At 40.7% G+C, this 24462-nt stretch carries 19 protein-coding genes and 2 tRNA genes; 12 read left to right on the forward strand and 9 right to left on the reverse strand.

What is annotated here, in order from left to right; genetic code table 11:
* Positions 1–51: 51 nt before the first annotated feature.
* The 5 genes from ACFFRD_RS30265 to argF all read right to left on the reverse strand — a co-directional run bounded on the left by ACFFRD_RS30265 (position 52) and on the right by argF (position 5903).
* A complete protein-coding gene (locus ACFFRD_RS30265; protein WP_392479447.1) occupies positions 52–2124 on the reverse strand; it encodes an AAA family ATPase in 2073 nt (690 codons plus the stop codon).
* Entirely contained in the window at positions 2121–2294 is a 174-nt protein-coding gene (locus ACFFRD_RS30270) for a hypothetical protein (RefSeq protein ID WP_167306198.1), read from the reverse strand. Before ACFFRD_RS30270 ends, ACFFRD_RS30265 begins: the two co-directional genes overlap by 4 nt.
* Positions 2295–2623: 329 nt before the next feature.
* Complete coding sequence (locus tag ACFFRD_RS30275; protein ID WP_392479450.1) at positions 2624–4102, reverse strand: DNA phosphorothioation system restriction enzyme; 1479 nt, start codon at positions 4100–4102, stop codon at positions 2624–2626.
* 78 nt (positions 4103–4180) lie between these two features.
* Complete coding sequence (lexA, locus tag ACFFRD_RS30280; RefSeq protein ID WP_012410809.1) at positions 4181–4786, reverse strand: transcriptional repressor LexA; 606 nt, start codon at positions 4784–4786, stop codon at positions 4181–4183.
* Positions 4787–4982: 196 nt separating this feature from the next.
* A complete protein-coding gene (gene argF, locus ACFFRD_RS30285) occupies positions 4983–5903 on the reverse strand; it encodes an ornithine carbamoyltransferase (RefSeq protein ID WP_392479452.1) in 921 nt (306 codons plus the stop codon).
* A gap of 345 nt (positions 5904–6248) precedes the next feature.
* Between argF and ACFFRD_RS30290 the strand changes: the two genes are divergently transcribed.
* The 3 genes from ACFFRD_RS30290 to ACFFRD_RS30300 all read left to right on the forward strand — a co-directional run bounded on the left by ACFFRD_RS30290 (position 6249) and on the right by ACFFRD_RS30300 (position 11863).
* Positions 6249–6320, forward strand: a tRNA-Thr gene (locus ACFFRD_RS30290).
* Between the two features lie 360 nt (positions 6321–6680).
* Positions 6681–7595 carry a DUF4007 family protein gene (locus ACFFRD_RS30295; RefSeq protein ID WP_392479454.1) on the forward strand — a complete coding sequence of 305 codons (915 nt, stop codon included), beginning with the start codon at positions 6681–6683 and terminating at the stop codon, positions 7593–7595.
* 14 nt (positions 7596–7609) lie between these two features.
* Positions 7610–11863, forward strand: a complete 4254-nt coding sequence (locus tag ACFFRD_RS30300) for a cysteine desulfurase family protein (RefSeq protein WP_392479456.1) — start codon at positions 7610–7612, stop codon at positions 11861–11863.
* A gap of 82 nt (positions 11864–11945) precedes the next feature.
* Here the strand turns inward: ACFFRD_RS30300 and pyrE are convergent, their stop codons facing one another.
* Complete coding sequence (gene pyrE, locus ACFFRD_RS30305) at positions 11946–12569, reverse strand: orotate phosphoribosyltransferase (RefSeq protein ID WP_114084965.1); 624 nt, start codon at positions 12567–12569, stop codon at positions 11946–11948.
* A gap of 106 nt (positions 12570–12675) precedes the next feature.
* Between pyrE and ACFFRD_RS30310 the strand changes: the two genes are divergently transcribed.
* The gene (locus tag ACFFRD_RS30310; protein WP_114084964.1) at positions 12676–13110 is read left to right on the forward strand and encodes a hypothetical protein; all 435 of its coding nucleotides are present in this window, start codon (positions 12676–12678) and stop codon (positions 13108–13110) included.
* 123 nt (positions 13111–13233) lie between these two features.
* Here ACFFRD_RS30310 and ACFFRD_RS30315 read toward each other — a convergent pair.
* Positions 13234–13306, reverse strand: a tRNA-Ile gene (locus ACFFRD_RS30315).
* A 290-nt stretch (positions 13307–13596) separates the two neighbouring features.
* On the opposite strand from ACFFRD_RS30315, the gene ACFFRD_RS30320 reads away from it, so the two are divergent.
* Together ACFFRD_RS30320 and ACFFRD_RS30325 are read left to right on the forward strand one after the other, a co-directional pair.
* A complete protein-coding gene (locus ACFFRD_RS30320; protein WP_114084963.1) occupies positions 13597–14298 on the forward strand; it encodes a hypothetical protein in 702 nt (233 codons plus the stop codon).
* Between the two features lie 134 nt (positions 14299–14432).
* Complete coding sequence (locus tag ACFFRD_RS30325; protein WP_392479459.1) at positions 14433–15830, forward strand: hemolysin family protein; 1398 nt, start codon at positions 14433–14435, stop codon at positions 15828–15830.
* A 154-nt stretch (positions 15831–15984) separates the two neighbouring features.
* Here the strand turns inward: ACFFRD_RS30325 and queC are convergent, their stop codons facing one another.
* Complete coding sequence (gene queC, locus ACFFRD_RS30330; protein WP_163935848.1) at positions 15985–16659, reverse strand: 7-cyano-7-deazaguanine synthase QueC; 675 nt, start codon at positions 16657–16659, stop codon at positions 15985–15987.
* 635 nt (positions 16660–17294) lie between these two features.
* Between queC and ACFFRD_RS30335 the strand changes: the two genes are divergently transcribed.
* The 6 genes from ACFFRD_RS30335 (at position 17295) to rdgB (ending at position 23911) form a co-directional block, all read left to right on the forward strand.
* Positions 17295–18377 (forward strand): Gfo/Idh/MocA family protein, encoded by a 1083-nt coding sequence (locus tag ACFFRD_RS30335; protein ID WP_114084961.1) that lies wholly within the window; start codon positions 17295–17297, stop codon positions 18375–18377.
* Between the two features lie 456 nt (positions 18378–18833).
* Positions 18834–19457 (forward strand): DedA family protein, encoded by a 624-nt coding sequence (locus ACFFRD_RS30340; RefSeq protein ID WP_114084960.1) that lies wholly within the window; start codon positions 18834–18836, stop codon positions 19455–19457.
* A gap of 239 nt (positions 19458–19696) precedes the next feature.
* A complete protein-coding gene (locus ACFFRD_RS30345; RefSeq protein ID WP_114084959.1) occupies positions 19697–20866 on the forward strand; it encodes a ParM/StbA family protein in 1170 nt (389 codons plus the stop codon).
* 5 nt (positions 20867–20871) lie between these two features.
* Positions 20872–21351, forward strand: a complete 480-nt coding sequence (locus ACFFRD_RS30350) for a plasmid segregation centromere-binding protein ParR (RefSeq protein WP_114084958.1) — start codon at positions 20872–20874, stop codon at positions 21349–21351.
* A 472-nt stretch (positions 21352–21823) separates the two neighbouring features.
* Entirely contained in the window at positions 21824–23260 is a 1437-nt protein-coding gene (locus tag ACFFRD_RS30355; protein WP_392479464.1) for a phosphoglucomutase/phosphomannomutase family protein, read from the forward strand.
* A 72-nt stretch (positions 23261–23332) separates the two neighbouring features.
* Positions 23333–23911, forward strand: coding sequence for an RdgB/HAM1 family non-canonical purine NTP pyrophosphatase (rdgB, locus tag ACFFRD_RS30360; RefSeq protein ID WP_392479466.1), 579 nt, complete (start codon positions 23333–23335; stop codon positions 23909–23911).
* A 112-nt stretch (positions 23912–24023) separates the two neighbouring features.
* On the opposite strand, the gene ACFFRD_RS30365 is transcribed toward rdgB, so the two are convergent.
* A complete protein-coding gene (locus tag ACFFRD_RS30365) occupies positions 24024–24362 on the reverse strand; it encodes a P-II family nitrogen regulator (protein WP_012410794.1) in 339 nt (112 codons plus the stop codon).
* Positions 24363–24462 lie beyond the last annotated feature (100 nt).

The raw sequence follows: 24462 nt of genomic DNA on the forward strand, positions 1-24462 counted from the left end.
AGTTAAAAGGACGGTTTGTAATCGCCCTGGTTCTAAGTTGACAAACTGTAATTACCTATCTCGTTCAACTTCCATAATTTCCGTATACTCAAACTCATTCGGACTTTGTTTCACCAAAGGATATCTTTCTCCACTCAACTCAATATAATCTTGTTCACAATCTGGCTTAGATGAATAATACGTAAGCACATATTCTCTTCCAATTCTGTTTGTCATTTCTGCTTCTACTTCACCCCGCCACTGAGTCTTAGTTACTAAAACTATCAACTGATTCGCTAATTGGGGAATTGTTTTCGCAATGTGTCGCCGCGAATTCTCATCCAAACTGCCGAAGGGTGAATCCATCACAATTGGGAAGGTGCTACTATCCGGAATCATCATCATTTTTCGTTTCTCACTCCATTCCCGTACTTTGTCAATGATGCTGGCTATAAAGGATAAACTGAGAATTTGATTTTCCCCGGTGGAAGCTGCAACTGGTGCTTCTATACCTGTAGTATTTTCTACTAATGTCAGTTCATATTTTTCACTAATTTTAGGAATGTATGGAGTTACAGAAATCTCCATAAATATCTCTTGTACTCGCTTTTCTAGTTGCAGGCGAAATTGTTGCTCTTGACGATTTTTAACTTCCGTTAACCGTTCAATTGCATCTTGAGTAGCGTTAATTCGTCGTTGTGCTAGAGTTTGCTTATCTTCATTCAGTTTTTGCTTGGCAATTTGTTTATTTAAACCTTCAATCTCAGTTGTGAGTTGAGCAATTTGCTGCTGATTTGCACCCTGTTCTCGATTCAATTCATCAATTTTACTTTCAATTTCATCTAAGCGTTTTTGTAAACTGCTAATTTCTTCATTAGCATCTTTTCGCAACCGTTCTTGAATATTGTCTAAATCGCCTTCAATTTGAGATATGCTTTGCCTTAACTGATTAATTCTACTTTGTTCTCTATCAACCTCTTCCCAAAATCCTATTGCTTGCTTATCAATTTCATCTACTTGAGCTATCATCCGAATTGCAGTTTCTTCCACCGCCGAGGAACCTGCTTTATTTAACCAAGTACTCACATGAGTATGAGAATGATTACCCTCGTGTAATTCTGCGCCACAAATACAGCGCTGAGAATTGAGTAAATCATTCACAAATTCTCGTGAAATTCCTGATATTAACTCGCCGCGCTGCTTCAAATCATTGATAATTCCGCGAAACTGGGATGTAGTTTCCGATAATAAAACTGTATAACCCCGCGCAGAGATAACTTTTTTCAGCGCTTCCTTTGTTTTTTTATATTCTTCTTGATTCGCCGTCTTCTGCGATTCTAAATCCTGCCATCTTTCTTGCAATTCTTTAGCTGCACTTAGTTCTCGCAAACGGTTACTTGTTTCTTTTTTAAAAGTTTGTTGATATTCTAACTCTTCTTTAATCTCAGTTTGCCGTTTGGTAATGCGTTCGCGTTCGCGTTCTATCTTTTCTTGCTGTCGTAATAGTTGTTTGGTTTCAGAATCACCAATCGCTTTTAATTCATTTTCTAGAGCTTTTTTTGCATCTCCCAAATGTCTGATAGAACGGTTGATTACTTCTACACCCAAGAAAATTTTTGTAGCTTCGGCAATTTCAGCCTTTTTATCAGAACGGACTATTTCTTCAATTCGTTCGCCGTCAAAGAAAAAATATTGATGTAAAGTAGCGGGTAAAATTTGATTAATTATATCGTCTGGTTGCTGAGTTGGTATATTCCATTTGCCATCATCCGCACCAACCCACATTGTTAATTGAGTTTTGCCAGCGTCAAAATCACTTTCGTTTTTGTAACCCCGACAGGCACGTTTAACTCGATAGCGTTTACCTTCATGTTCCCAGCCAATCTCTACCCAACATTCTACAGCTTGACCTTTTTGAGCCTCTGCGATCGCACGCTTATTCACCAACTGCTCTATCGATGCAAATGCTGCACTAAATTTTTCATATAATACCCAAGTAAAGGCATTTAGTAAACTGGTTTTTCCAGAGCCATTATTCCCATGAATAATCGTCGTATTCTGAACATCTCCACCAGCCAGAAGCATCTCTGGTGTCGTACCATAAAAGGAGCGAAAGTTGCATAGCTTGATTGAAGTCAGCTTCATCGCACCTCTTCCTTAATAATGTCCAAAATATTATCATTTATATGGCTGTTAATCTTCTTATCTAACCTGCCTTTTTCCAGCTTCCATACCCGCTCAATAATTCGCCGTACCTCCGGCGGAGCGCTGTTTATTGGCTCCTGCACATCATCGATATTCGCATCTTGTGACATCTTCGGTTTAGAAATATAGTTTTTCTATATTTTAACTTTCTCTAGTGCTGTATTTACCACCGTAAAGCCACTGTTAGCCTTATCTTTAATTTTGTAAAAACTATTTTTTTAAATTTATACTTTTCTTTGAAAAAAAAAACTTTATTATTGAATTCTCTTCTGTTATTATTAATATTAGCAATCTATATCATAATGGGATGCAAGTGAAATTTTTAAAGTCACTTACATCCCATTATAATCTAATTCATAATTTTATTATTTCATACTTAATGCTTGTTTTTTCAAAACTTGAAAATTTTTACAAAAAAATACAACTATATAGTTCATCATCAAATATCTAATAAACCATATCGCTTTTGTAAATCAAGTAACTTCATTCTTGCAACGCCTGCATTATCAGCTAAATCAGCAAACTCTACAAACCGACGCAATTCCTTTTTTAACAGATTGCGCTCAACTTCTATAGTTTCTCTATCTAAATCTGGTGGCAAAACAATCATGTCAAATATAGTGGCGCGTTCCTTAGCCGGATGAGGACGTAAAACTCGCCCCCGTCGCTGAATAAATTGGCGCGGATTACCAGAACTTGATAAAATCACCGCAGTTTGAATTGCTGGAATATCAACACCTTCATCTAAACAACGAATTGCCACTAAACCTTGCAATTCTCCGCTTTCAAATTGATGCCGTAAAATTTCGCGTTCTTGTAAAGTTGTTTGAGCCGTATAGGTGCTTACCTTGTACCCTAAATCCACCCCCAGAATTTTAGCAACAGCTTTGAGTTGGCGTAGAGATGAACGTTGTCCTGCATCTTGGGAACCATCACTACAATAAAAAAGTGTGTGAGTAGTTTCGCGGCGAGTGATCATTAAATCTCGCAAAGCATTTAATTTATTTTCCGCCGCCCCAATTAATCTTGCTCTTTGCATCAATAACGGCTTTAAATCTTCATTATCTTCAAATCCCACTTCGCCATTTTGTCGATCGCGATAAAGTAGCGATCGCCCAATTCTTTTAGTTAACTTTAAATAGGCAATACTTTCAGCCTCAGTTAACTCTACCAGCACCGGATAATACAGATAATGTACCAAAGCCCCTTGAGCGATCGCATCCCTCAAAGTGAACTCTGGTTGGAGAACTGGGCCAAAATAATCAAATAAAGATTGCGTACCAAAATCATCAAAATACCTCTCCGGCGTGGCAGATAAAGCCAGCCTCAATCCAACACTGCGCGGCAAACTTTCTTCTAACTTGGGTGCGCCTAAATTATGCGCCTCATCTCCAATAATTAAAGTTTTGGGGGGAAAATATTTGAGTTGAGACTGAAACCCATCTCCAATTAAAGTAGAGTTCGTAGTAATCACCGTAACAAACCGTTGAGAACCAGAACGCAGATTATAAATTTGCGTAGAAAGTTGACTTTGCCAAGTGCGTAAATTTTCAAAGGCTAAAATGGGTTGCAAATTAAATTTTTCACATTCTCGCGCCCATTGGGTGACGAGATGGCGGTAGGGACACACCACCACCAAAACTTGTAAATTAATCTGCTGATATAATTCGCAAGCGATCGCTAATGCGGTAATAGTTTTACCACTACCAGTAGCCATTTTCAGCGTCCCTCTGCCATTGTTGCTAAACCAGCTAGCGATCGCTTGTCGCTGATATTGTCGCAATTGCAGAGACAAAGGCATTCTTGGGCATCCTGGTAATGGTTGCGGAGTGTAATAACTGCCCTTACTTTCCCTTGCAAACGGTAATTTCAACCGGAAAGTGGGCAGTTGCTGCACTGGATTTTTCGTCAGGTACATAAGTTAAGCACAAAGATGGTAACGAACCCTAATTAATGGGCATTGGGCGTTGGTTATTTCTCCCCCACTCCCCATTACTCAGTTGTAACCGCGCCAAACACCAATGAGAGAACCTTGGACCTGTACTTGCATAGCACTGACTTCAATGGGATTGTACTTAGGATTTGCTGGTTTGAGGGTAACGCGATCGCCTTGACGATAAAAACGTTTTAATGTTGTACCAAATCCATCTACTCTAGCGGCGACGATAGTACCATTTTTTAAATGATTTGGTTCTGCTACTGGACGCAGAAATACCACATCACCATCAGTAATTAAATCTTCAATCATGCTATCGCCAGCTACCCGCAAAGCGTAGGTTTGGGGAGGTAAATCGAAATTAGAAAAGTCTAAATGATCTACAGCATCAGTAAACGGTTCTATTAAACCACCAGCAGCGATCGTGCCCAAAATTGGTACACCTTGCTTAACAGGACGCAAAATCCGAATCGTTCGCGCTTGTCCTTCAGTCCATTCTATATATCCTTTTGTGCGTAAATGCTCTAAACGACTTTGAATTGGTGCTGGTGACTTCAGGTTCATCGCTTGCATCATTTGCCTAATTGAAGGCGAATGCTGGTGCGTTCTGATATATTCTGCCAACCATTCGTAAAGTTCTTGTTGAGCTTCCGTTAGACGTTCCATAAATTTGCGGGAAGTAATTATTAATGTCTCTAGAACATTAGTACTACAAAAAACTCCCCATAACAAGAGAAAAGTAAAAATTATGAAAGGCAAAAGCAAGAATATTCTCTTTTCTTTTACCCATTTATTTCGGATTTTTTACCAGCAAGTAGTTAGGAGCCAATTGCACACGAGCTATTCTGACTCCTAACTCCTTTCATTCTGCCCCTAAGATACTCGCAAGCAAAGCTTTTTGAGCGTGTAGACGATTTTCTGCCTGTTCCCAAACTTTTGATTGAGAACCTTCAATAACTGCCTCAGTAATTTCTTCACCACGATGGGCTGGTAAGCAGTGTAAAACAATTGCCTCTGGATCAGCAAGACTCAATAGCTGTTCCGAAATTTGGTAAGGCTGGAAAATTGGCATCCGATTATCGGCTTCAGATTCTTGCCCCATACTTGCCCAAACATCAGTATAAAGTACATTAGAATCCTTAGCTGCTAACTCTGGATCGTGAGTGACAAGGACTTCTGTTTTGTTATTAGCGATCGCTCTTGCTTGTTCTACAATCTTAGAATCTGGCTCATATCCGCTAGGGGTGGCAATTCTAACATTCATCCCTACCAAAGCACAGCCCAACATCAGAGAATTAGCCATATTATTCCCATCACCCACGTAGGTCAAAGTTAACCCAGCAAGGCTGTTAAAGCTTTCTTGAATCGTCAATAAATCAGCCAATACCTGACAAGGATGTTCTGCATCAGTAAGCGCATTAATTACCGGAATCTTGGCATAGTGAGCAAAAGTTTCCAAATCCTGCTGGGCAAAAGTGCGAATTGCCAAAATATCCAGATATCGATCTAACACCCGCGCCGTATCCTGCAAAGGTTCTCCGCGACTAACTTGAGTGACATTAGGGTTGAGATCGATTACCTGTCCACCCAATTGGTACATCGCCACAGTAAAACTTACCCGCGTGCGAGTTGAAGCTTTGGAGAACAACAACCCCAAGACTTTATTACACTGCAACTTCAACTGTTGCGATTTCAGTTGAGTTGCCAATTGCAGAAGTTCTTGAACTTCAGTCGGACTGATGTCCGCTAGACTTAGTAAATCTCGTCCGAGCAATGCTGCCATGCTTATAATCTGTAAAAAATAATTATATATTTCTGCTCCTTTATTCAGCTGTGCTAAGAAAATACAGTTTTGGAACTGACGAGATATTTTTGCGTTCAGCCCAGGATTTGAGTTAGCTTTTGGTATGGATATTAATTTATCAACTTTATCAGCGACTGCGATCGCAGATTCGTTTCTGTTTCATCACAATTGCAACGCCAACTAGACTTTCCAAGCGTAAATTTCTAGTCTTCTAGGCTTATTTCTGAAGAGGGAGATATTTTTTAGCAATTACAGCTAGACAAATAAATTGATTATGGTACAATAAGAAATTGTGGTTGCTACTTGAGAGTAATCAGTAAAATTGCCAGCATAGCACAGTGGTAGTGCATCCGACTTGTAATCGGAAGGTCGCGAGTTCAAATCCCGCTGCTGGCTTTAAAAAATATACATAAGAATTTGAGTTGTCGATTGTGTACGGTAATTCACCACATTAGCAATCTACTGGAGTGCGTCATGTCCTAAAGCTTGTGGAAGTAAAGGAAAGGACAAATTGAACGACCATCCTCCAGAATATCTTCAAGTTCAAATGACACAACTTAAACCTTTTATGTAAAATTAACCTAATTTTTATACATATACAGTCAAACAGATTAAAATAATAAATCTTTCTTTTGTGTAGATGGAGCCTATACTAGCATCACTGCATTTTTATATCATTAAGTATTGTAAGCTTCCTTTGTGGTATAAACACTTCTACTAACAAGAAAATGATTGTTATTTTATCTCTATTTTCCCATGATCCAAACTAGTCTAAACCTTAAATATTTTGAAAATGCAGTAAATCCTGTATTTGCTAACCATGAAACTTTTCACCCTCGTTTTGGTTGGTTGAAAAAAGGATTTGATACAGCTAAGAAAAATCCAGATATCTTCTCACAGGATGATGCTCCTGTACGTTTAGGTGTTGGTAAAAATATGGTACGTGCTATTCGTTATTGGTCTACTGCATTTAAAATTATTGATAAAAATAATTTACCAACAAGATTCGGGGAAAAACTTTTAGGAGATAATGGATGGGATACTTATTTAGAAGATCCGGCATCACTATGGTTATTACATTGGAATTTATTAAAACCCAGATGCGACGCGGCTTCTTGGTATTATATCTTTAATGTTTTTCGAGATTTGGATTTTACAAAAGAAGATATTTTGACGGGGTTGAAAGATTATATAAATAATTTCAACAAAACCATTGCTGAATCTTCTTTTATCAAAGATGTAAATTGTATTTTAAGAATGTATGCAACACAAGATTTAATTAGAGATAATACTCCTATCGAAGATTCTATTGATTGTCCTTTTAACGAACTGGGTTTAATTCGTCATTTTGGGAAAAATTATCAGTTTAAAATGGGTGCGAAAGCGAATTTACCTCCATCAGTTATAGTCGCCGCTTGTTTAGAATATGCTAGTTGGGTAAGTCAGGATAGCGAAACAATTACTATTCGTCGGTTACTCTATGATGAAGGTAGTCCAGGGATGGTCTTTAAACTGACGGAAAGTATTTTATGTGCAGCTATTGAGACAGTTGCTAAAGAATTTGATACGATAGTTCTTTCCGACACTGCCGGATTAATTCAGTTATCTTTACCTGACAGCCCAGAGATATTAGCGGAAGAAATTTTAGATAAATATTATAAATTTAGATAAGAGTGAAGGAAATTATGACTAACAAAAAGTTATCCCATTATTTCAGTCTCCAGCGTCGCTATTCTCGTTCTATTAACCTAGAAAGAGATTTAAATAGTGTGGAAGCTTTAGAAGGCTATGTTCTGACTAAAAGAGCAATTGATTCTCTATCACGTATCTTGAAGAGCTTTAATTCTGATGAAGGAAATAGAGCTTGGACATTAACTAGTGTTTATGGTACTGGGAAATCTGCTTTTACTCATTATTTAATTTCTTTATGTGCTAATTCTCAAAACAAAATGCACATTAAAGCTTTATCAATAACTGAAGATAAATTAGGTAGAGATAGTGATATCTATCAGTTAATTCAAGAGAAAATCAGCCCGGCGGGATTAATGAGGGCTGTAGCTACGGGACAAAGAGAACCGATTAGTCATACCATTATCAGGGCTTTGTTAACAGGCGTTGATAATTTTTGGACTGCTAGCCAAAAGAACAAAATCAATGTTGTGCGTCAGTTGGTAGATTTAGAAGCAGAAGTTAATGATGGTGGAAAGGTTGATAATAGGGATATTCCTAATTTAGTGTTGGAATTAGCCAAGGAATCTCAAACGGGAATTTTCATTGTTATTGATGAACTAGGGAAGAATTTAGAGTATGCTGCTAATGCTCAAGCAGATGAAGATTTGTATCTTTTACAACAATTAGCTGAATTACCAAAGGATAGCAAAAATCCTATTTATTTTTTAGGTATTTTACATCAAGATTTTGCAGAATATAGTCAACGATTAGCAACTGTTCAACGAAATGAATGGGCAAAGATTAAGGGGCGATTTGAGGATATTGCTTTTGCTGAATCATCTGGACAAATGATGAGTTTAATTGGAGAAGCGATTGATTCATCAGCAGCAGACAATATAAGCTGTGCTATTCGTAGTGACTCTGAGGAGTGGAGTAAATATTTAGAATCAATAATTGTAGATGAAGAAATAACCGATCAAGTTATAAAAAAAGTTTATCCGCTACATCCCTTATCTGCGCTTGCTTTACCAACCCTCTGTCACCGATATGCTCAGAATGACCGTTCTTTATTCACATTTTTAACAAGTGGTGAGCCTTTCTCATTTCGTAATTTTTTAGAAGAAGTAATAGTTAAAGATAATAATTTACCAAATCTTAAGTTAGATCGAGTCTATGACTATTTTATTGAAGCTGCGGGGATGGGTTTAGCCTCTCGCCCTAATCTGCAAAGATGGGTAGAAATTCAAGATTTAATTAATGATGCTAAACGCTTAGAAGAAGATAGTCTGAGGGTACTAAAAACTATTGGGATTTTGAACCTGATTACAGTTACAGGTTCGATGAGGGCGACAAGAACTTTAGTATCTTTAGCAATGTGCGATCGCCCCTCAGAAACTCAAATTAATTATTGGCAAGAAATTATTGATAAACTACTAAAACAGAATCTAATTACTCATCGTCGTCAACTGGATGAATTGCGGATTTGGCAAGGTTCTGATTTTAATGTTGATAATGAGTTAAGTACATATATAGAACAAGAGCGATCGCCTTTAGTTAAACTGTTATCTCTCCAGCGTCCTTTAAGACCTTTAGTAGCCCAACGTCACAGCTATCAGACAGGAACTTTACGTTATTTTGAACGGCATTATTTAGATAATTCGCAAGATTTGAGTCAGTTACGTTGTAGTAGTGTGGATGCAGATGGTTTTGTGGGGTATTGGGTAGATGACGAAATGCCTAGTGGTTCGACTGCGCTCACCACAAGTTCTGTTCCTTCTACAACTAGCGATGGTAAACCATTAATTATTTTGAGTGCGGCTAACTTAGATATTTTGCGAATTCGTACTCTAGAATTTGTGGCTTTAAATAATATCAAAAAAACAGCTAAAGAGTTACAAACTGATGGGGTAGCGAGAAAAGAAGTAAATTATCGTTTACAAGAAGCTGAAGAATTTTTAGATGAAACTCTTAATCAGTCCTTTAGTATAGGGGTAAATCAGCAATGTTGGGTTCAAGGAAAAGTCGAAATACTCAACAACATTACTGACTTTAATAGTAAGCTTTCTGATATTTGCGATCGTGTTTATCATCGCAGTGCAATTTTGTGGAATGAATTAATTAATCGTCGAGATTTAACCTCTCAAGGGACAAAGGCTAGACGAGAATTGATTCAGGCAATGTTAGAACATCAAAATGAAGAGAGATTAGCTTTAGAAGGTTTTGGCCCTGAAGTTAGTATGTATTATTCTCTGTTAGAAGAAACAGGGATTCATCGTCAGGAAGATGATTATTGGGATTTTTATCCACCATTAGAAAATTCGGGTTTGAATTATCTGTGGGAAGCAGTTGAGAATTTTTGTTTAGCAGCAACAGAAACAAGCCAAACCTTTGATTTACTTTATCAACATTTAGCAGCACCTCCCTACGGTGTGAAACAAGGTGCAGTTCCGGTAATTTTAGCGGCAGTACTGTTGTATCACGCTGATGATTTGGGACTTTATCAAGATGGTACATTTATTCCTGTATTAGGAACAGAACATTTTGAATTATTAGTTAAATATCCTGAACGTTTTGCAGTTAAGTATTTTGCAGTAGTCGGATTAAGAGCAGAAGTTTTTAAAGAATTAGAAGCAATTTTACGCAATCCTCAGTTAAAAAAATTGGGTAAAGTTCGTAATGCCACTCTGTTAACGGTAGTTACTCCTCTTTATCAATTTGTTAATAAACTGCCTAAATATACTCAACAAACCCGACAGTTGGCAGATGAACCAAGAGCAATTTTAAAAGCATTAAAAACTACTGTTGAACCAGATGAGTTGTTGTTTAAAGCTTTACCAGCAGCTTGTAATTTACCCTCTATCGGCACTGAAGCCGAGGATGATGGTGTCACTGCGAAAACTTTACGCACTAAGTTAGTTCATGCCCTCAGAGAAATTCATACAGCTTACGATTGCTTATTGAGTGATTGTCAAAAACTTATTTATGAAGGTTTTGGGGTCAGAAGTAAGGAAACAAAACTCAGAGAAGATTTGCGGGTAAGGGCGAATTATTTAGCCGGAAAATGTATTGAATCTTCACTAAAACGCTTTATTCGAGCAGCATCCGATGAAACCGCAAGTGATTCTCAGTGGTTGGAAGCTTTGGTGATGATTGTGGCGGATAAACCTGCTGAATCATGGACAGATGATGATGCCACTGCATTTGAGATGAAATTAGCGGATTTGGTGCGACGCTTTAAGAATCTGGAAGCTTTGCAAAAGGAAGTCGCCGCCAAGGGAGAAGGTTTTGAAGCCCGACGGATTACAATGACTCGTCCCGATGGTCAAGAAATCAATCGAATGCTATGTATTAATTTAGCAATTCAAGGACATATTAATCAACAAAATACTCCCGCCAAAATAATTATTTCCCCAGTTGAACACAAGGCAGTTTTAGACACCTGCAAAGTATTAGCCAAAAAAGGGCTTGCTGAAATTATTTGGTTAAATGTCAATCAACAAGCCCAAATTGATTTAGAACATCTAGAAAAAGTCTGCTCTGGCGGTGCTTCCTTAATCTGTGTGATGGCTGCTAATAATGAAGTAGGGACAATTTACCCAATACAAAAAATTGGAGCGATCGCTCAAAAATACCATATCCCTTTTTTATGTGATGCTTCCCAAGCAGTCGGTAAAATTCCCATCAACTTCCAAGACTGGGGTATTACCTATCTAGCTATTTCTGGGCATAAACTTTATGCACCCAAAGGCGTTGGTGCATTGGTAGTAAAAAAAGGTCATTATCTTGAACCACTTATTTACGGTGGTGGACATGAACAAGGACTCAGATCGGGTACACTCAATGTCCCTGGAATCGCTGGCTTGGGGGAAGCTTGCAGATTGAGACAGTTGGAAATGTCAGCAGATGAAAATGCGATCGCACTTTTACGAGATCAGTTACAAAACTTACTTCAAACTGAAATTCCTGATTTACTTGTGAATGGAGATTTAAACAACCGTTTATCAGGTAACTTACATATTTCTATCCCTGACATCCCTAATAGTGCCATTATTGCTAGAGTTCGCCATCAATTAGCTATTTCTACAGGTGCGGCTTGTTCATCAGGTATTGTCGCGCCGTCTCACGTTCTACAAGCTATGAATCTTGGAGAAAATATAATTGAGGGAGCGTTAAGAATTGGTATTGGGAAATTTACAACCAAAGAAGAAATCGAAAAAGCATCTTCCGCGATCGCCAGTGCAGTAAAGGCTATTTTGAGCCTAAAATAATAAAACCCTTATTAGGGTTTTAAGAGTAATATTTTCAATTACATAAATCTTTCAAATTGTCAAATAATTTGGCAAGCGACACTTATGATTTCGCCAGTTGTCGATAGCGTTCCTGAACTTCTTGAATTGAAAACAAAGTTTCAAACTTCAACCCAGCTGACTGATACAACTCACCTCCACCCTGTTGCCGGTCTACCAGGGAAATTATTTGATTAACGGTATAACCTGCATCTTTAAGACGCTCAACCGCTTTTAAAGCAGATTGCCCAGTTGTCACCACATCTTCCAAAACTACTACTTTTGCACCTTCTGGTAAAGTGGGACCTTCTATATAAGCTTTCGTCCCATAACCCTTGGCTTCCTTGCGAATAATCAGCGCTGGTATGGGTCGGTTTTCATAAACAGAAACTATACTGACTGCTGTCACCATTGGGTCAGCCCCCATCGTTAAACCTGCTACAGCCTGGGTATCTACAGGTAGTAAAGGAAACAACAATCGTCCAACAGCTAAAGCTCCTTGGGGATGTAGTGTTACCTGCATCTTATTGACATAATAAGAACTACGTAGTCCCGAAGCTAGAACAAAATCACCCTCTTGATAAGCCCGTTGAGAAAATAAATCTAGTAGCTTGTGGCGCAAGGTTGTCAAATCAGGAGTGGTTGCCCAAATATCTGAGTGGGTAAGAGTTTCAGTAGGATACGTCATTACAAAACATTAAAAGTTGTGCTACACCAAAGGTTGAACTCATCAGAGTTCTGAACTTAAGCATAAATTAAGATTCGCCCAAAACGAAAATTGAGGAGTCAGAAACGTGCGTATAAAATTTAAAACCTTTGGTGGTTTATTGGTGCTGCTTGCTGCTGGTATTGCTTTTCCCTCAGTTGCATTTGCCCAAACCGCAACCCCCAGAACTGAAACTACGAGTGATGTATTTGAACGAGCTTTTTTTAGTCACGATCGCAATTTCTACGAAAATGGCAGCCTCAAGCGTCAGGTAGACTCACTTCTAGGATCTGGTTCTAGTTTCGGTGGTTCCTTCCCAGAAAATGAAATTGCCCGCGATGCTGAGTTGGTTAACACTTTATATCATGATGTCTTAACTCAGCAAGTTGGTAACGATCCTTATCTTCGTACCCCTGATTTACCAAATCCTTATGACACATCGCTGATCATGTCCCCTCGTTTGAATAGCGACAAACTCAAAGTGGGAACTGAATTCAGATTTGAAACTTTACCACCTAGGTAAGATTAGCGAGTGGGGAGTGGGGAGCAAAGGACAATAATTACTAACCAACACTTCAGCAATGCTCAGTACAACTGCTCATGCCCAATGCCCCATACCCTCTATTACTGCTTTTTGATGATTCAGTGCGCCCTGCTGGAATCGAACCAGCCTGAAGACGAATTATGAGTTCGTTGCCTCCCCAATCGGCCAAAGGCGCTTGTTTTGTTCGGATTTTTCCGAGCCAATTATTTTGACTTTTTAAGTCAACCTTATTTGCTAATTTTAGAGTGAGGAAAATATTTTATTCACTGAGTTTAGCCAATTCCGTAATTATAGCATAAATTTACCACGTGTGAATACTGGACACTAATTTACCAAATTTTTATACTACATAATTTAATCATGAAATAGTACAGACTAATATTGATTAAGTTCCTTTAAGGATTGAGGTCAAAAGCTTCAATATTCTTAAATAGCCCAGCATTTTTATGTGATAGCTTATCAGCAATGAAAATAAATTCTACTGTACTTCTTACTTTGATTTTGTTAATCCTGATGATGGGAGCAGGTTCTGTGAGCGCGTTTTTGGGGTTTGAACTGGGGAGTTCAGCACTTAAAGGCGTTACTGCACCCGATGGTCGTCCCACAACCAAATTTGCCAGCAATAAGGCAAATGCCTCTCAGCAGGGAGGTCTAGTGCTATTAAAAGAGGAAGAGATTCTGAAAGTTGTCAAGGCGCGAATTGATGGTAAGACCAAGGCTGCTAAATCGGAAAAGCTAGAGGAAGATGACGAAGAAACCAATAGCAGCAAGCAGAAGCCAGAGGAAAAACCCCCAGAAGTGGTTGAAGAAAAACCCCTACCAGGCTTTCCAGTTACTGCCCAAAGCGAGGGGGTAACTATGACTGTGCAATCTGCTCGCTACTCTGGTGGTGACTTGCTACTGAAAGTGAAAATGCAGAACAAAGGTAAGGATTCTGTGCGCTTTCTGTATAGTTTTTTAGATGTTACCGATGATAAAGGACGAACCCTAAGCGCTAGTACAGAGGGTTTACCAACAGAATTGCCTGTCAATGGCCCAGCATTTTCAGGTACAGTGAGCATTCCCACAGCTTTACTTGATGATGTCAAGAAAATATCACTTGCTCTTACTGATTATCCTGCTCAACAATTGAAGCTAGAGGCATCGAATATTCCTGTGGGAAGGTAGATTGGCATTGGGAATTGGGATGAGGGAAGAGGTGACAGGTGACAGGTGACAGGTGATAGGTGACAGGTGATAGGGAATAATCTGTACCCTGTAACCCGTACCCTATTCCCTTCCTAACTCCCCAATCCCCCTAAATGGAGGGCGTGAGTTTTACACGAGCTTTGGCAGTGAGTGGTTTTCCTAATTTGATTTGGACGGATGTGGCGCTGCGGTTGTTGTCAGTGCTACTACTGATTGCCATAAATGCTTTTTTTGTGACGGCGGAATTTTCGATGGTGAGCGTGCGGCGATCGCGTATTCACCAGCTAGTTAAGGCTGGGGATATTCCAGCGATCGCAGTGGAAATGCTACAACGTAGTATTGACCGACTACTATCTACCACTCAGTTAGGCATTACCCTTTCTAGTTTGGCGCTGGGATGGATTGGCGAAAGCACGATTGTTGTGCTGGTGAATGCCTGGTTAAGATCCTGGCCTTTACCTAGTGGGATGACTAACTTCCTCGCCCATTCCTTATCAATTCCCATCGCTTTTTTCTTTATTGCCTATTTGCAAATTGTGGTCGGAGAACTATGCCCCAAATCCTTAGCCATGCTGTACTCAGAACAGCTAGCGAGGTTTTTGGGGCCTTCGGTAAAAGCGATCGTGCGTTTTTTTGGCCCCTTCATCTGGATTCTCAACCAATCAACTCGTTTTTTATTGCGGATTTTTGGTATCCAATACACAGGTCAAGGCTGGAGACCGCCTGTAACTCCTGAAGAATTGCAACTGATTATCTCTACAGAATGGGGATCTACTGGTTTACAGCGTGCGGAACGAGAACTGCTCAATAATGTCTTTGAGTTTGGGGATGTCATGGCCCAAGATGTGATGATCCCACGCACCAGTATTATCACGCTGCCAAAAGATGCTACTTTCCAGATATTACTTAGAGAAATGGCTACTACTGGTTACTCACGCTACCCCGTGATTGGTGAATCTTTAGACGATGTTCGCGGCATTGTTTATTTTAAAGATTTGGCACAACCTTTAGCTGTGGGAAAGCTCAGTTTAGAGACACAGATCCAACCTTGGATGCGTCCCGCTCGGTTTGTTCCCGAACATACGCCCTTAAGTGAACTTTTGCCCATGATGCAGCAAGAGAAACCCGCTATGGTCATGGTAGTAAATGAATTTGGCGGTACTGTGGGACTCGTGACAATAAAAGATGTCATTGCCGAAATCATCGGCGATGCAAGCGAACCTGAAAGCAGTGACGACTTACTGATTCAGATGTTAGATGAGCAGAAATTTTTGGTGCAGGCACAAATCAACCTCGAAGACCTCAACGAGGTTTTGCATCTCAATTTGCCCCTGACAAGAGAATATCAAACACTAGGAGGCTTTCTGTTGTATCAGTTACAGAAAATTCCGGCCATTGGCGAAACCTTCTGTTATGAAAATCTCGAATTCACTGTGGTATCAATTGTTGGCCCACGCCTGCATCAAATTCAACTGCGACGCTTGGAGGAAGTGAGGGGAGCAGGGGAGTAGGGGGCAGGGAGAAGTGGGAAGGGAGAAGGGGACAAGGAGCAGGGAGAAGGGGAGCAGGGGACAAGGGGACAAGAGGTGAGAATTTGAAACAAGTCTTTCCCCTTGTCCCCAATTCTCCTGGTCCCCAAGTCCTCTTCCCAATGCCCAATGCCTACTAAGCATACACCAGTGGATCAACGAGTCCCAACTCGGCAAAAGCTGCCAACCGCAAGCGACAAGAATCACATACACCGCAGGCGACATCATCACCGGCATAGCAAGACCAAGTTAGCTCCCAAGGAACTCCCAATTGGTTCCCTAGTTGGATGATTTCAGTTTTTTTCAAGTTGATTAGGGGTGCAACAATATTAATTGGCTGTCCCTCACGCCCTTGTTTGGTTCCCAGACGAAAAACTTCCTGCATTGCCTGGATATAGTCGGGGCGACAGTCAGGATATCCTGAATAATCTAAAGCGTTGACACCGATATAGACACGTTCAGCCGCGATCGTTTCGGCGTAGCCAAGAGCAAAGCTTAAAAAAATCGTATTACGAGCCGGAACATAAGTCACAGGAATATTTTGAGACATTTCATCCAGCGATCGCTCTTGGGGTAGATCAATCGCGTCATCGGTAAGTGCTGAACCACCCCATTGACGTAAATCAAAATTCACTACCTGATGTTTTGCGATCGCAGCCTTTTTAGCAACAGTCAGGGCTGACTGTAACTCTCGTCGGTGTCGCTGCTGGTAATCAAAGGAAATAGCATGACATTCACAGCCATCAGCCTTAGCTTGATACAGAATTGTGGAAGAGTCCAATCCCCCAGATAACAGAATTACAGCTTTCATCTCGATTGCAAATTTTGAATTTTAAATCGCCAAATTACACCTTAACAAGATGCCAGGAAGCAATGCCAAAAAGATTCCTAAATCTCAAAAAGTGCTGTGATATCTTCTCTACGAGACGCTGCTAGTAGCTTGTTTCTTTGCAAGAATACGTTTCTACGGTAGCTACTGCAAACAATCATACAAAAATCTTTTCCGTTAATCAGTGACAATAATTGCTGAGAATATTTTTTTGAAAAAAGCTTAAGTATTATTTTTGACTATTTTGTAATTTTAGTGTTGTCAATTAGATATTGCTCTCAGTAACTAATTACCTAACGGTATCCCAGAGAGAAGTCCGAACCGAGGAAGCTGACCCTGAAAACTTTGGAGAATTTACACTTAAGTCTTACTGAATGTTTTAAAGTTAATAAAAAGACATATTTTTTTTGTAGAAAGTGCAAAATCAAAAACAAACCCGAACTATCTATACAAAAGATGTTTGGATTACGGGAACCGATCGCAAACTTTGAAATTCTTCATAAACATAGGCTCTATGTTACCATCTGGATGGTTTTAGACGGATCGTAACTGGCTTTCGAGTATAAACGCCAACGGCCGTAGCGTCTCTAAATTTGGTGGTTGAGGAGAGAATAATAGTGCAAGATAGCATGTCAGTGGCAGAACCGAATCTATATACACAGCGCAACCAGCCACGACCGATCCGCATAGGCGTGATTGGAGTGGGTAACATGGGACAACACCACGCTCGCGTGCTGAGTTCAATGAAAGATGTTGAACTGGTTGGAGTGGCAGATATTAACGTCGAACGAGGATTAGAAACTGCCAGCAAGTACAAGGTGCGTTTTTTTGAAGATTACTGTGACCTGCTACCCCTTGTGGAAGCAGTTTGTGTAGCGGTTCCCACCCGTCTGCACTATGCCGTGGGCATTAGCTGTCTGCTAGCGGGAATTCATGTTTTGATTGAAAAACCCATCGCAGCCAGTATTTCTGAGGCAGAGTCTTTAGTAAATGCGGCGGCAGAGTCTCAGTGTATCCTGCAAGTAGGTCATATTGAGCGTTTCAACCCAGCTTTTAAAGAACTGAGCCAAGTTCTGAAAACCGAGGAATTGCTGGCGCTAGAAGCCCACAGAATGAGTCCTTACTCAGATCGGGCAAACGATGTTTCGGTTGTGCTGGATTTAATGATCCATGACATCGACCTACTTTTGGAATTAGCTGCTTCCCCAGTCACAAAATTGACTGCTAGCGGTACTCGCTCCTTGGACTCTGGTTATTTAGATTACGTAACTGCCACTTTGGGGTTTGCCAATGGTATTGTTGCTACTCTGACTGCCAGTAAAGTCACTCACCGAAAAATTCGCCGGATTGTCGCCCATTGCAAAAATTCATTTACTGAGGCAGATTTTCTCAAGAATGAAATTTTGATTCACCGACAAACGCCTGCCAATTCTCTCACCGACCACCGACAAGTACTTTACAGGCAAGATGGTGTGATTGAAAAAGTCTACACCAGCAATATTCAACCTCTAAGTGCGGAATTAGAACATTTTGTCAACTGTGTACATGGTGGCAATCAACCCTCAGTAGGTGGTGAACAAGCTCTCAAAGCGCTGAGACTGGCAAGTTTAATTGAACAGATGGCGCTGGAAGATCGAGTTTGGAATCCATTAGACTGGCAATCGGAACCAAGGGTACAATCACTGACCCCGACAGCCTAAAAGAAGAGGGGATGGGGGATGAGGGGGACAAGGTAAAATTTTCTCCCTACTCCCCCACAGCCACCAACTCAGAATAAAACCCTAGAGTATGTTTTTAAATTTGCCATCAAGTCTTTAGATCCTCCCTAGTCTTTTTATAAAACTGACTAAGGGGGATCTAAAAAATTAGAAAACAAAACCTAGTGGTTCGTTTCATTAATTTTGTGAGGTTCGTAGTGAGCGATTTATCGCTCAATTTCAAGAATTAGAGCTACTTACGAACTTTTCTAAACCTCGAAATTAATGAAACAGACCCCTAGCTTCCACTTGTCTTCGTCTATTTTTAAGTTGCGATGCAACTTTCTTTTAGTGCAACCCAGTTACCTTGGCTCTAGCAAGCGGGGATAATTACCTTTAAAAAAACTAAGGCTCAATCTTAGTAACAAGACTAGTGCAGCAATTTCAGGAATTGACTCGATGCTTGAATGGATAACTAACACTATCAACTATTTTGGCTATTGGGGAATCGCCCTACTAATGTTCCTAGAGAACCTTTTTCCCCCAATCCCTTCAGAATTGATTATGCCACTGGCTGGATTTACAGCAAGTCCATATCAACCAGGAGGGGCAAAGCTAAATATCATTGGTGTGTTTTTCGCAGGACTTTTGGGTTCTGTATTGGGCGCACTTATTTGGTACTATCCAGGTAAGTTTTTGGGTGAAACTCGTTTGAAAGCTTGGGCTGACAAGTATGGCAAATGGCTGGCTATATCTAGTAAAGATATTACCAAGGCCAAAGAGTGGTTTGACCGACAAGGTAAAAAAGCAGTATTAATAGGTCGTCTTGTACCAGGAATCCGCACCTTGATTTCTGTTCCCGCAGGGATCAGCAATATGCCCTTACTACCATTTTTGTTTTACACAACAGTAGGTAGCGCGGCTTGGGTGGGTTTGCTAACATACTCTGGATACATATTGGGTAGTCAGTATGAACTTGTGGATAAGTACCTTGCTCCTGTATCCAAAATCGTACTTGGCGGTTTGGTTCTAGCATTTGTTTTCTGGATATTCAAGCGCCAGTTAAGACGTACTAGAAGATGAAATACGGACGCTTTTGGTTTGAAAGCAGTGAAAGCAGGGGTTACATCTGGCCAAAATTCGCCTACACTATGCCAAATAATACTAGATGTACGAAGGCAAAGCCCATCGGAGATATGGTCAAAATTAATTTTTGGCGTATTTCTAGCTACACTTGACGCAACCTAGAATTTCTGGTTGCTCGCATTTTTGTAAGATGAGCATGACAACTTTTTACAGTTAAGTTTGAACTAGGAGCTTTCATGACAGACCAACCTTCCGCCGCTAACCCTATGAATAGTGCTGCTATACCCATGAATAGGCAGCCGTTAGCATCGACGACTCCCATAAATGCTGTTAATAATAATCCTCCCGCTACTACCAAGTCAGGCGGTGGTTCAGGGAAAACCATTCTCAGTGTTGATTTAGGTAGAACTTCCACAAAAACTTGTGTGAGTCGTGAACCCGGTAGCGTGGTATTCGTACCGGCCAACGTTAAGCAGATGTCAATAGAACAAGTACGCGGTGGTGTTTTTGAAGCCAGAGCTACTGACCCCTTAATGGATTTGTGGCTGGAGTATCAAGGAAATGGATATGCTGTTGGTCAACTAGCAGCAGATTTTGGGGCCAATCTAGGAGTCGGCCAATCTAAGGTAGAGGCTGCATTGGTAAAAGTGTTAGCAAGTGCTGGCTACTTCAAACTCAGAGACGATATCTCAGTTGTACTTGGTCTGCCTTTTCTTTCTTTAGAGCAATTTGAAAAGGAAAAAGCACAGTTGATTAGCCAAGTAGGTGGCCCTCATGTCTTGAACTTCCGAGGCGAATCTATATCGTTGAATGTGAGTAAGGTATGGGTAATGCCAGAGGGCTACGGTAGCCTGCTGTGGTCTGAAGCTCAACCGAAGAAAAGTCCTAGCAGTCCCGATTTTACAAAAATATCGGTAGCGATCGTTGATATTGGACATCAAACTGTCGATCTTTTGATGGTAGATAACTTCCGTTTTGCCAGAGGTGCTTCTAAGAGCGAAGACTTCGGTATGAATAAGTTTTATGAATTGGTGTCTGCCGAAATCGAGGGAGCAGATAGTCAATCTCTGGCGCTGATTTCTGCTGTTAACAAACCCAGAGGTGAACGCTATTACCGTCCTAAAGGCGCTAGCAAGCCCACCAACCTAGACGATTTTCTTCCCAACCTTACAGAGATGTTTTCGCGCGAAATCTGTAGCCGTGTGCTAGCCTGGTTGCCAGAACGCGTCACCGATGTGATTCTCACTGGTGGCGGTGGTGAGTTCTTCTGGGACGACGTTCAACGTCTACTCAAGGAAGCAAAGATTAATGCTCATTTAGCAGCACCTTCCCGTCAGGCGAATGCTTTGGGGCAGTATATTTATGGAGAGGCACAATTATCCTCCAATCGCGCTGCTAGGGCATAAAGCTGATGTTCCAATGGTCAAAAAAGGTAGTTAAATCCGTCACGTTCAACCCAGAGCTTGCTGATGAAAGCTTGTTAGCGCAAGTAGAAAGTTATTTGGAAAAACAACCAGACAAGACTTTCAGCGACCTCTGTAAAGAAGCCTTGTGGCAATCTTTATGTGTACCGGAATCTGTACAACCTGCTCCACAAACAGCGGCAACAACACCGATTGAACAACAAATCGGTGAACTGCAACGTCAAGTGGCTGGACTTGAGGAACGTTTTTTTGCCAAGGGATCTAATCGTTTGGAGGCGATGGAACATCATCTACTGCAACTTTCTCAACAAGTTGCACAACTGGCGCTCATAGTCAATGATCGATCATTCATTCCGTCTCCAAGTCAATTAGAAGTAGTAAATAATACTTCTTATACTGTTGCTACCCCTCCTCAAGAGGTTGACCCCGTAATCAGTCGCCTTAGTCAGTTTCTCGATGATTTTTAAGGAAAAATCAGGTTTGTGAGCAGTTTTTGCTCATGTTAACAATCCTTAATAGTTAATACTATTAAGGATTATTAATGTTTGTATCTAGAAATAGATTTGTGTACGTATAATAACCGCTCTTATTAGCAAGCAGATTTTACTCAACAGTAACTTAGATAAATCGGGAATTTTAGTATTAAGTATGTTTAATTACTAGGAGGGTTTATCTGTCGATAATCTAGAGCAGTGTTACCAGGTTTTAGGTGTTTCATCTGATGCTTCTATTGATGAGATTAAGCAAGCTTACAAATTCAAACTCCAGATGTCAAACACGAGGAAAATAGGATACGCTCGCACCTCTACATCCAAAAATTCGCTAACTTTTATGTTGAAGCAACCTAATATTATTAGTACATATTTTTACTAGATTCTTTTTTTACTCTGCACACTGTATAAATGCTAGAATCCTCAAGTAGACAGTTAGGATACCTAGATGCCAGTTGTAACTAACTCAATTAAGTTTGGTACAGACGGCTGGCGGGGCGTTATCGGTGACGAGTTCACCTTTGAACGTCTAGCCCTGGTCGCGCCAGTTGCCGCAAAAGTATTATATGATACGTATTTTTCTACGGTGGGTAGCCGGACAATAATTGTCGGTTATGATCGCCGATTCATGGCTGAAGACTTTGCTCGTGCTGTTGCCGATACTGTCAGTGCTGTGGGATTTGATGTGCTATTGAGCGAGAGCTATGCCCCAACCCCAGCTTATAGTTGGGCAGCAAAAGAACTCAATGCTTTAGGGGCGCTGGTAATTACGGCCAGCCATAACCCTGGTAAATATTTGGGTTTAAAAGTCAAGGGTTATTTTGGTGGATCAGTACCTTCAGAAGTCACAAAAAAAATAGAAGAGCAGTTGTCAGTGGGAGTACCTCTAGCAGCTACCCCAGGTAAGCAAGAGAAATTCGATCCTTGGCCCAGTTATACCCAAGCGCTAGAACGTAAAGTTGATATTGCCAAACTTCGAGAAGCGATCGCATCTGGTAAATTAACGTTATTTGCCGATGTCATGCATGGCGCTGCGGCTGGCGGATTGGCGAGACTACTAGGCAATCAAGTCAAGGAAATTAACAGCGAACGTGACCCCCTATTTGGTGGTGGTGCGCCGGAACCCTTGCCTAAATACCTTTCAAAGCTATTTGAAGTCATCAAGACTCACCGAGAAACCGATAAATCAGGTTTAACGGTGGGGTTGGTATTTGATGGAGACTGCGATCGCATTGCAGCAGTGGATGGAGAAGCAAACTTCCTAAGTTCCCAAGTCTTAATACCGATATTAATCGACCACTTAACCCTACGGCGCGGTTTTAGTGGAGAAATAGTCAAAACTGTCAGTGGTTCCGACTTGATGCCCCTTGTAGCAGCACTGCATAACCTCTCAGTCTTTGAGACAGCAGTTGGTTATAAATATATTGCTGACAGAATGTTAGTAGCAAAAGTGTTGCTAGGTGGCGAAGAATCGGGAGGAATTGGCTATGGCAGCCATATTCCCGAACGCGATGCCCTGCTGTCAGCATTGTACGTCCTAGAGGCGATTGTAGAATCTGGTTTGGATTTAGGCGAGTATAATCGCTACTTGCAAAAACAGACAGGTTTTATCTCAGCTTACGATCGCATTGATTTACCCTTAGCAAGTATGGAAGTGCGATCGCGTCTTTTGCAACAATTGCAAACCAAACCCTTAACAGAAATTGCAGGTAAAGCAGTAATTGATTGCCAAACAATTGACGGCTACAAATATCGCCTCGCTGATAAAAGCTGGTTAATGATCCGGTTTAGCGGTACTGAACCAGTTTTACGCCTCTACTGCGAAGCCTCGACAATTGAGCAAGTGCATCAAACTCTTGCTTGGGCGAAACAGTGGGCGGGGTAAAATTTATTATTAGTCATTAGTCATTTACCAAGGACAAATGACTAATGACCAATGACCAATGACAAATGACAAATGACCAAATTACTTGTAGTAGCCACAGGAAATCCAGGTAAGTTGCGAGAAATGCAGGCTTACCTGGAAAATTCTGGTTGGGAATTAACCCTCAAACCTGAAGAATTAGAAATTGAAGAGACAGGCGAAACCTTTGCCGCCAACGCTTGTTTGAAAGCATCACAAATTGCTAAAGCTACGGGGAACTGGGCGATTGCTGATGATTCGGGTTTGCAAGTAGATGCCCTAAATGGCGCACCAGGGGTTTATTCTGCACGTTACGCCAAAACCGACTCAGAACGGATTGCTAGGTTATTGAAAGAATTAGGCAACGAGGTAAATCGACAAGCTCAATTTGTCTGTGCAGTAGCGATCGCTCGTCCTGATGGTGCGATCGCATTAGAATCTGAAGGTATTTGTCGTGGTGAAATTCTTCACGCACCTCGTGGTGATGGTGGTTTCGGGTACGATCCAATTTTTTATGTGCAAGAGTTGCAATTGACCTTTGCTGAGATGACACGAGAGTTGAAGGGTTCAATAAGTCATCGAGGCAAGGCTTTTACAGCTTTACTTCCGCAACTGGAGAGAGTTAGGAGTTAGGAGTAGAGACGCGATTAATCGCGTCTGTACAAGAGTAGGATTTATGAATTCTGTTAAATCTTCATTCATTTAGTCCTGACTCACAACCCATAACTCTTAACTCATAACTTTTTTAAACTGCTTCTGTGTTCTTTTCGCCAGTACGAATCCGAATCACTTGCTCAACAGGCGAGATGAAAATTTTACCATCGCCGATTTCACCAGTGCGGGCAGCAGCAATAATTTTGTCTACCACCATATCAACTTGATTGTCGTCAACGACGATTTCCACTTTGAGTTTTTGCAAAAACTCAACGGTGTACTCAGAACCACGATACCGTTCAGTTTGGCCTTTTTGCCGTCCGAACCCCCGAACTTCAGAAACAGTCATACCAACAATACCTGCGTTAACCAAGGCAATTTTTACCTCATCTAGCTTAAATGGGCGGATAATAGCTTCTACTTTTTTCATCTTCTTGACTCCTGACTTCTACTAGCTTCGTTTATATATCTAACCAGATCCTTTGTCTGAAGCTGTAACTACCAGTGCTTTTCCTAAAAGATATGTAATA

It is taken from the genome of Nostoc sp. C110 (assembly GCF_043099725.1).
Lineage (GTDB): Bacteria > Cyanobacteriota > Cyanobacteriia > Cyanobacteriales > Nostocaceae > Nostoc > Nostoc muscorum_A.

Bases quoted from the DNA above. Each gene is read 5' to 3' on its own strand.
- ACFFRD_RS30275 (WP_392479450.1), bottom strand. From the start codon at position 4,102: ATGTACCTGACGAAAAATCCAGTGCAGCAACTGCCCACTTTCCGGTTG.
- ACFFRD_RS30295 (WP_392479454.1), top strand. From the start codon at position 6,681: ATGATCCAAACTAGTCTAAACCTTAAATATTTTGAAAATGCAGTAAAT.
- ACFFRD_RS30350 (WP_114084958.1), top strand. From the start codon at position 20,872: ATGTTCCAATGGTCAAAAAAGGTAGTTAAATCCGTCACGTTCAACCCA.
- argF (WP_392479452.1), bottom strand. From the start codon at position 5,903: ATGGCAGCATTGCTCGGACGAGATTTACTAAGTCTAGCGGACATCAGT.
- ACFFRD_RS30345 (WP_114084959.1), top strand. From the start codon at position 19,697: ATGACAGACCAACCTTCCGCCGCTAACCCTATGAATAGTGCTGCTATA.
- pyrE (WP_114084965.1), bottom strand. From the start codon at position 12,569: ATGACGTATCCTACTGAAACTCTTACCCACTCAGATATTTGGGCAACC.
- rdgB (WP_392479466.1), top strand. From the start codon at position 23,333: ATGACCAAATTACTTGTAGTAGCCACAGGAAATCCAGGTAAGTTGCGA.
- ACFFRD_RS30325 (WP_392479459.1), top strand. From the start codon at position 14,433: ATGGAGGGCGTGAGTTTTACACGAGCTTTGGCAGTGAGTGGTTTTCCT.
- ACFFRD_RS30270 (WP_167306198.1), bottom strand. From the start codon at position 2,294: ATGTCACAAGATGCGAATATCGATGATGTGCAGGAGCCAATAAACAGC.
- lexA (WP_012410809.1), bottom strand. From the start codon at position 4,786: ATGGAACGTCTAACGGAAGCTCAACAAGAACTTTACGAATGGTTGGCA.
- ACFFRD_RS30365 (WP_012410794.1), bottom strand. From the start codon at position 24,362: ATGAAAAAAGTAGAAGCTATTATCCGCCCATTTAAGCTAGATGAGGTA.
- ACFFRD_RS30320 (WP_114084963.1), top strand. From the start codon at position 13,597: ATGAAAATAAATTCTACTGTACTTCTTACTTTGATTTTGTTAATCCTG.
- ACFFRD_RS30340 (WP_114084960.1), top strand. From the start codon at position 18,834: ATGCTTGAATGGATAACTAACACTATCAACTATTTTGGCTATTGGGGA.
- ACFFRD_RS30300 (WP_392479456.1), top strand. From the start codon at position 7,610: ATGACTAACAAAAAGTTATCCCATTATTTCAGTCTCCAGCGTCGCTAT.
- ACFFRD_RS30355 (WP_392479464.1), top strand. From the start codon at position 21,824: ATGCCAGTTGTAACTAACTCAATTAAGTTTGGTACAGACGGCTGGCGG.
- queC (WP_163935848.1), bottom strand. From the start codon at position 16,659: ATGAAAGCTGTAATTCTGTTATCTGGGGGATTGGACTCTTCCACAATT.
- ACFFRD_RS30265 (WP_392479447.1), bottom strand. From the start codon at position 2,124: ATGAAGCTGACTTCAATCAAGCTATGCAACTTTCGCTCCTTTTATGGT.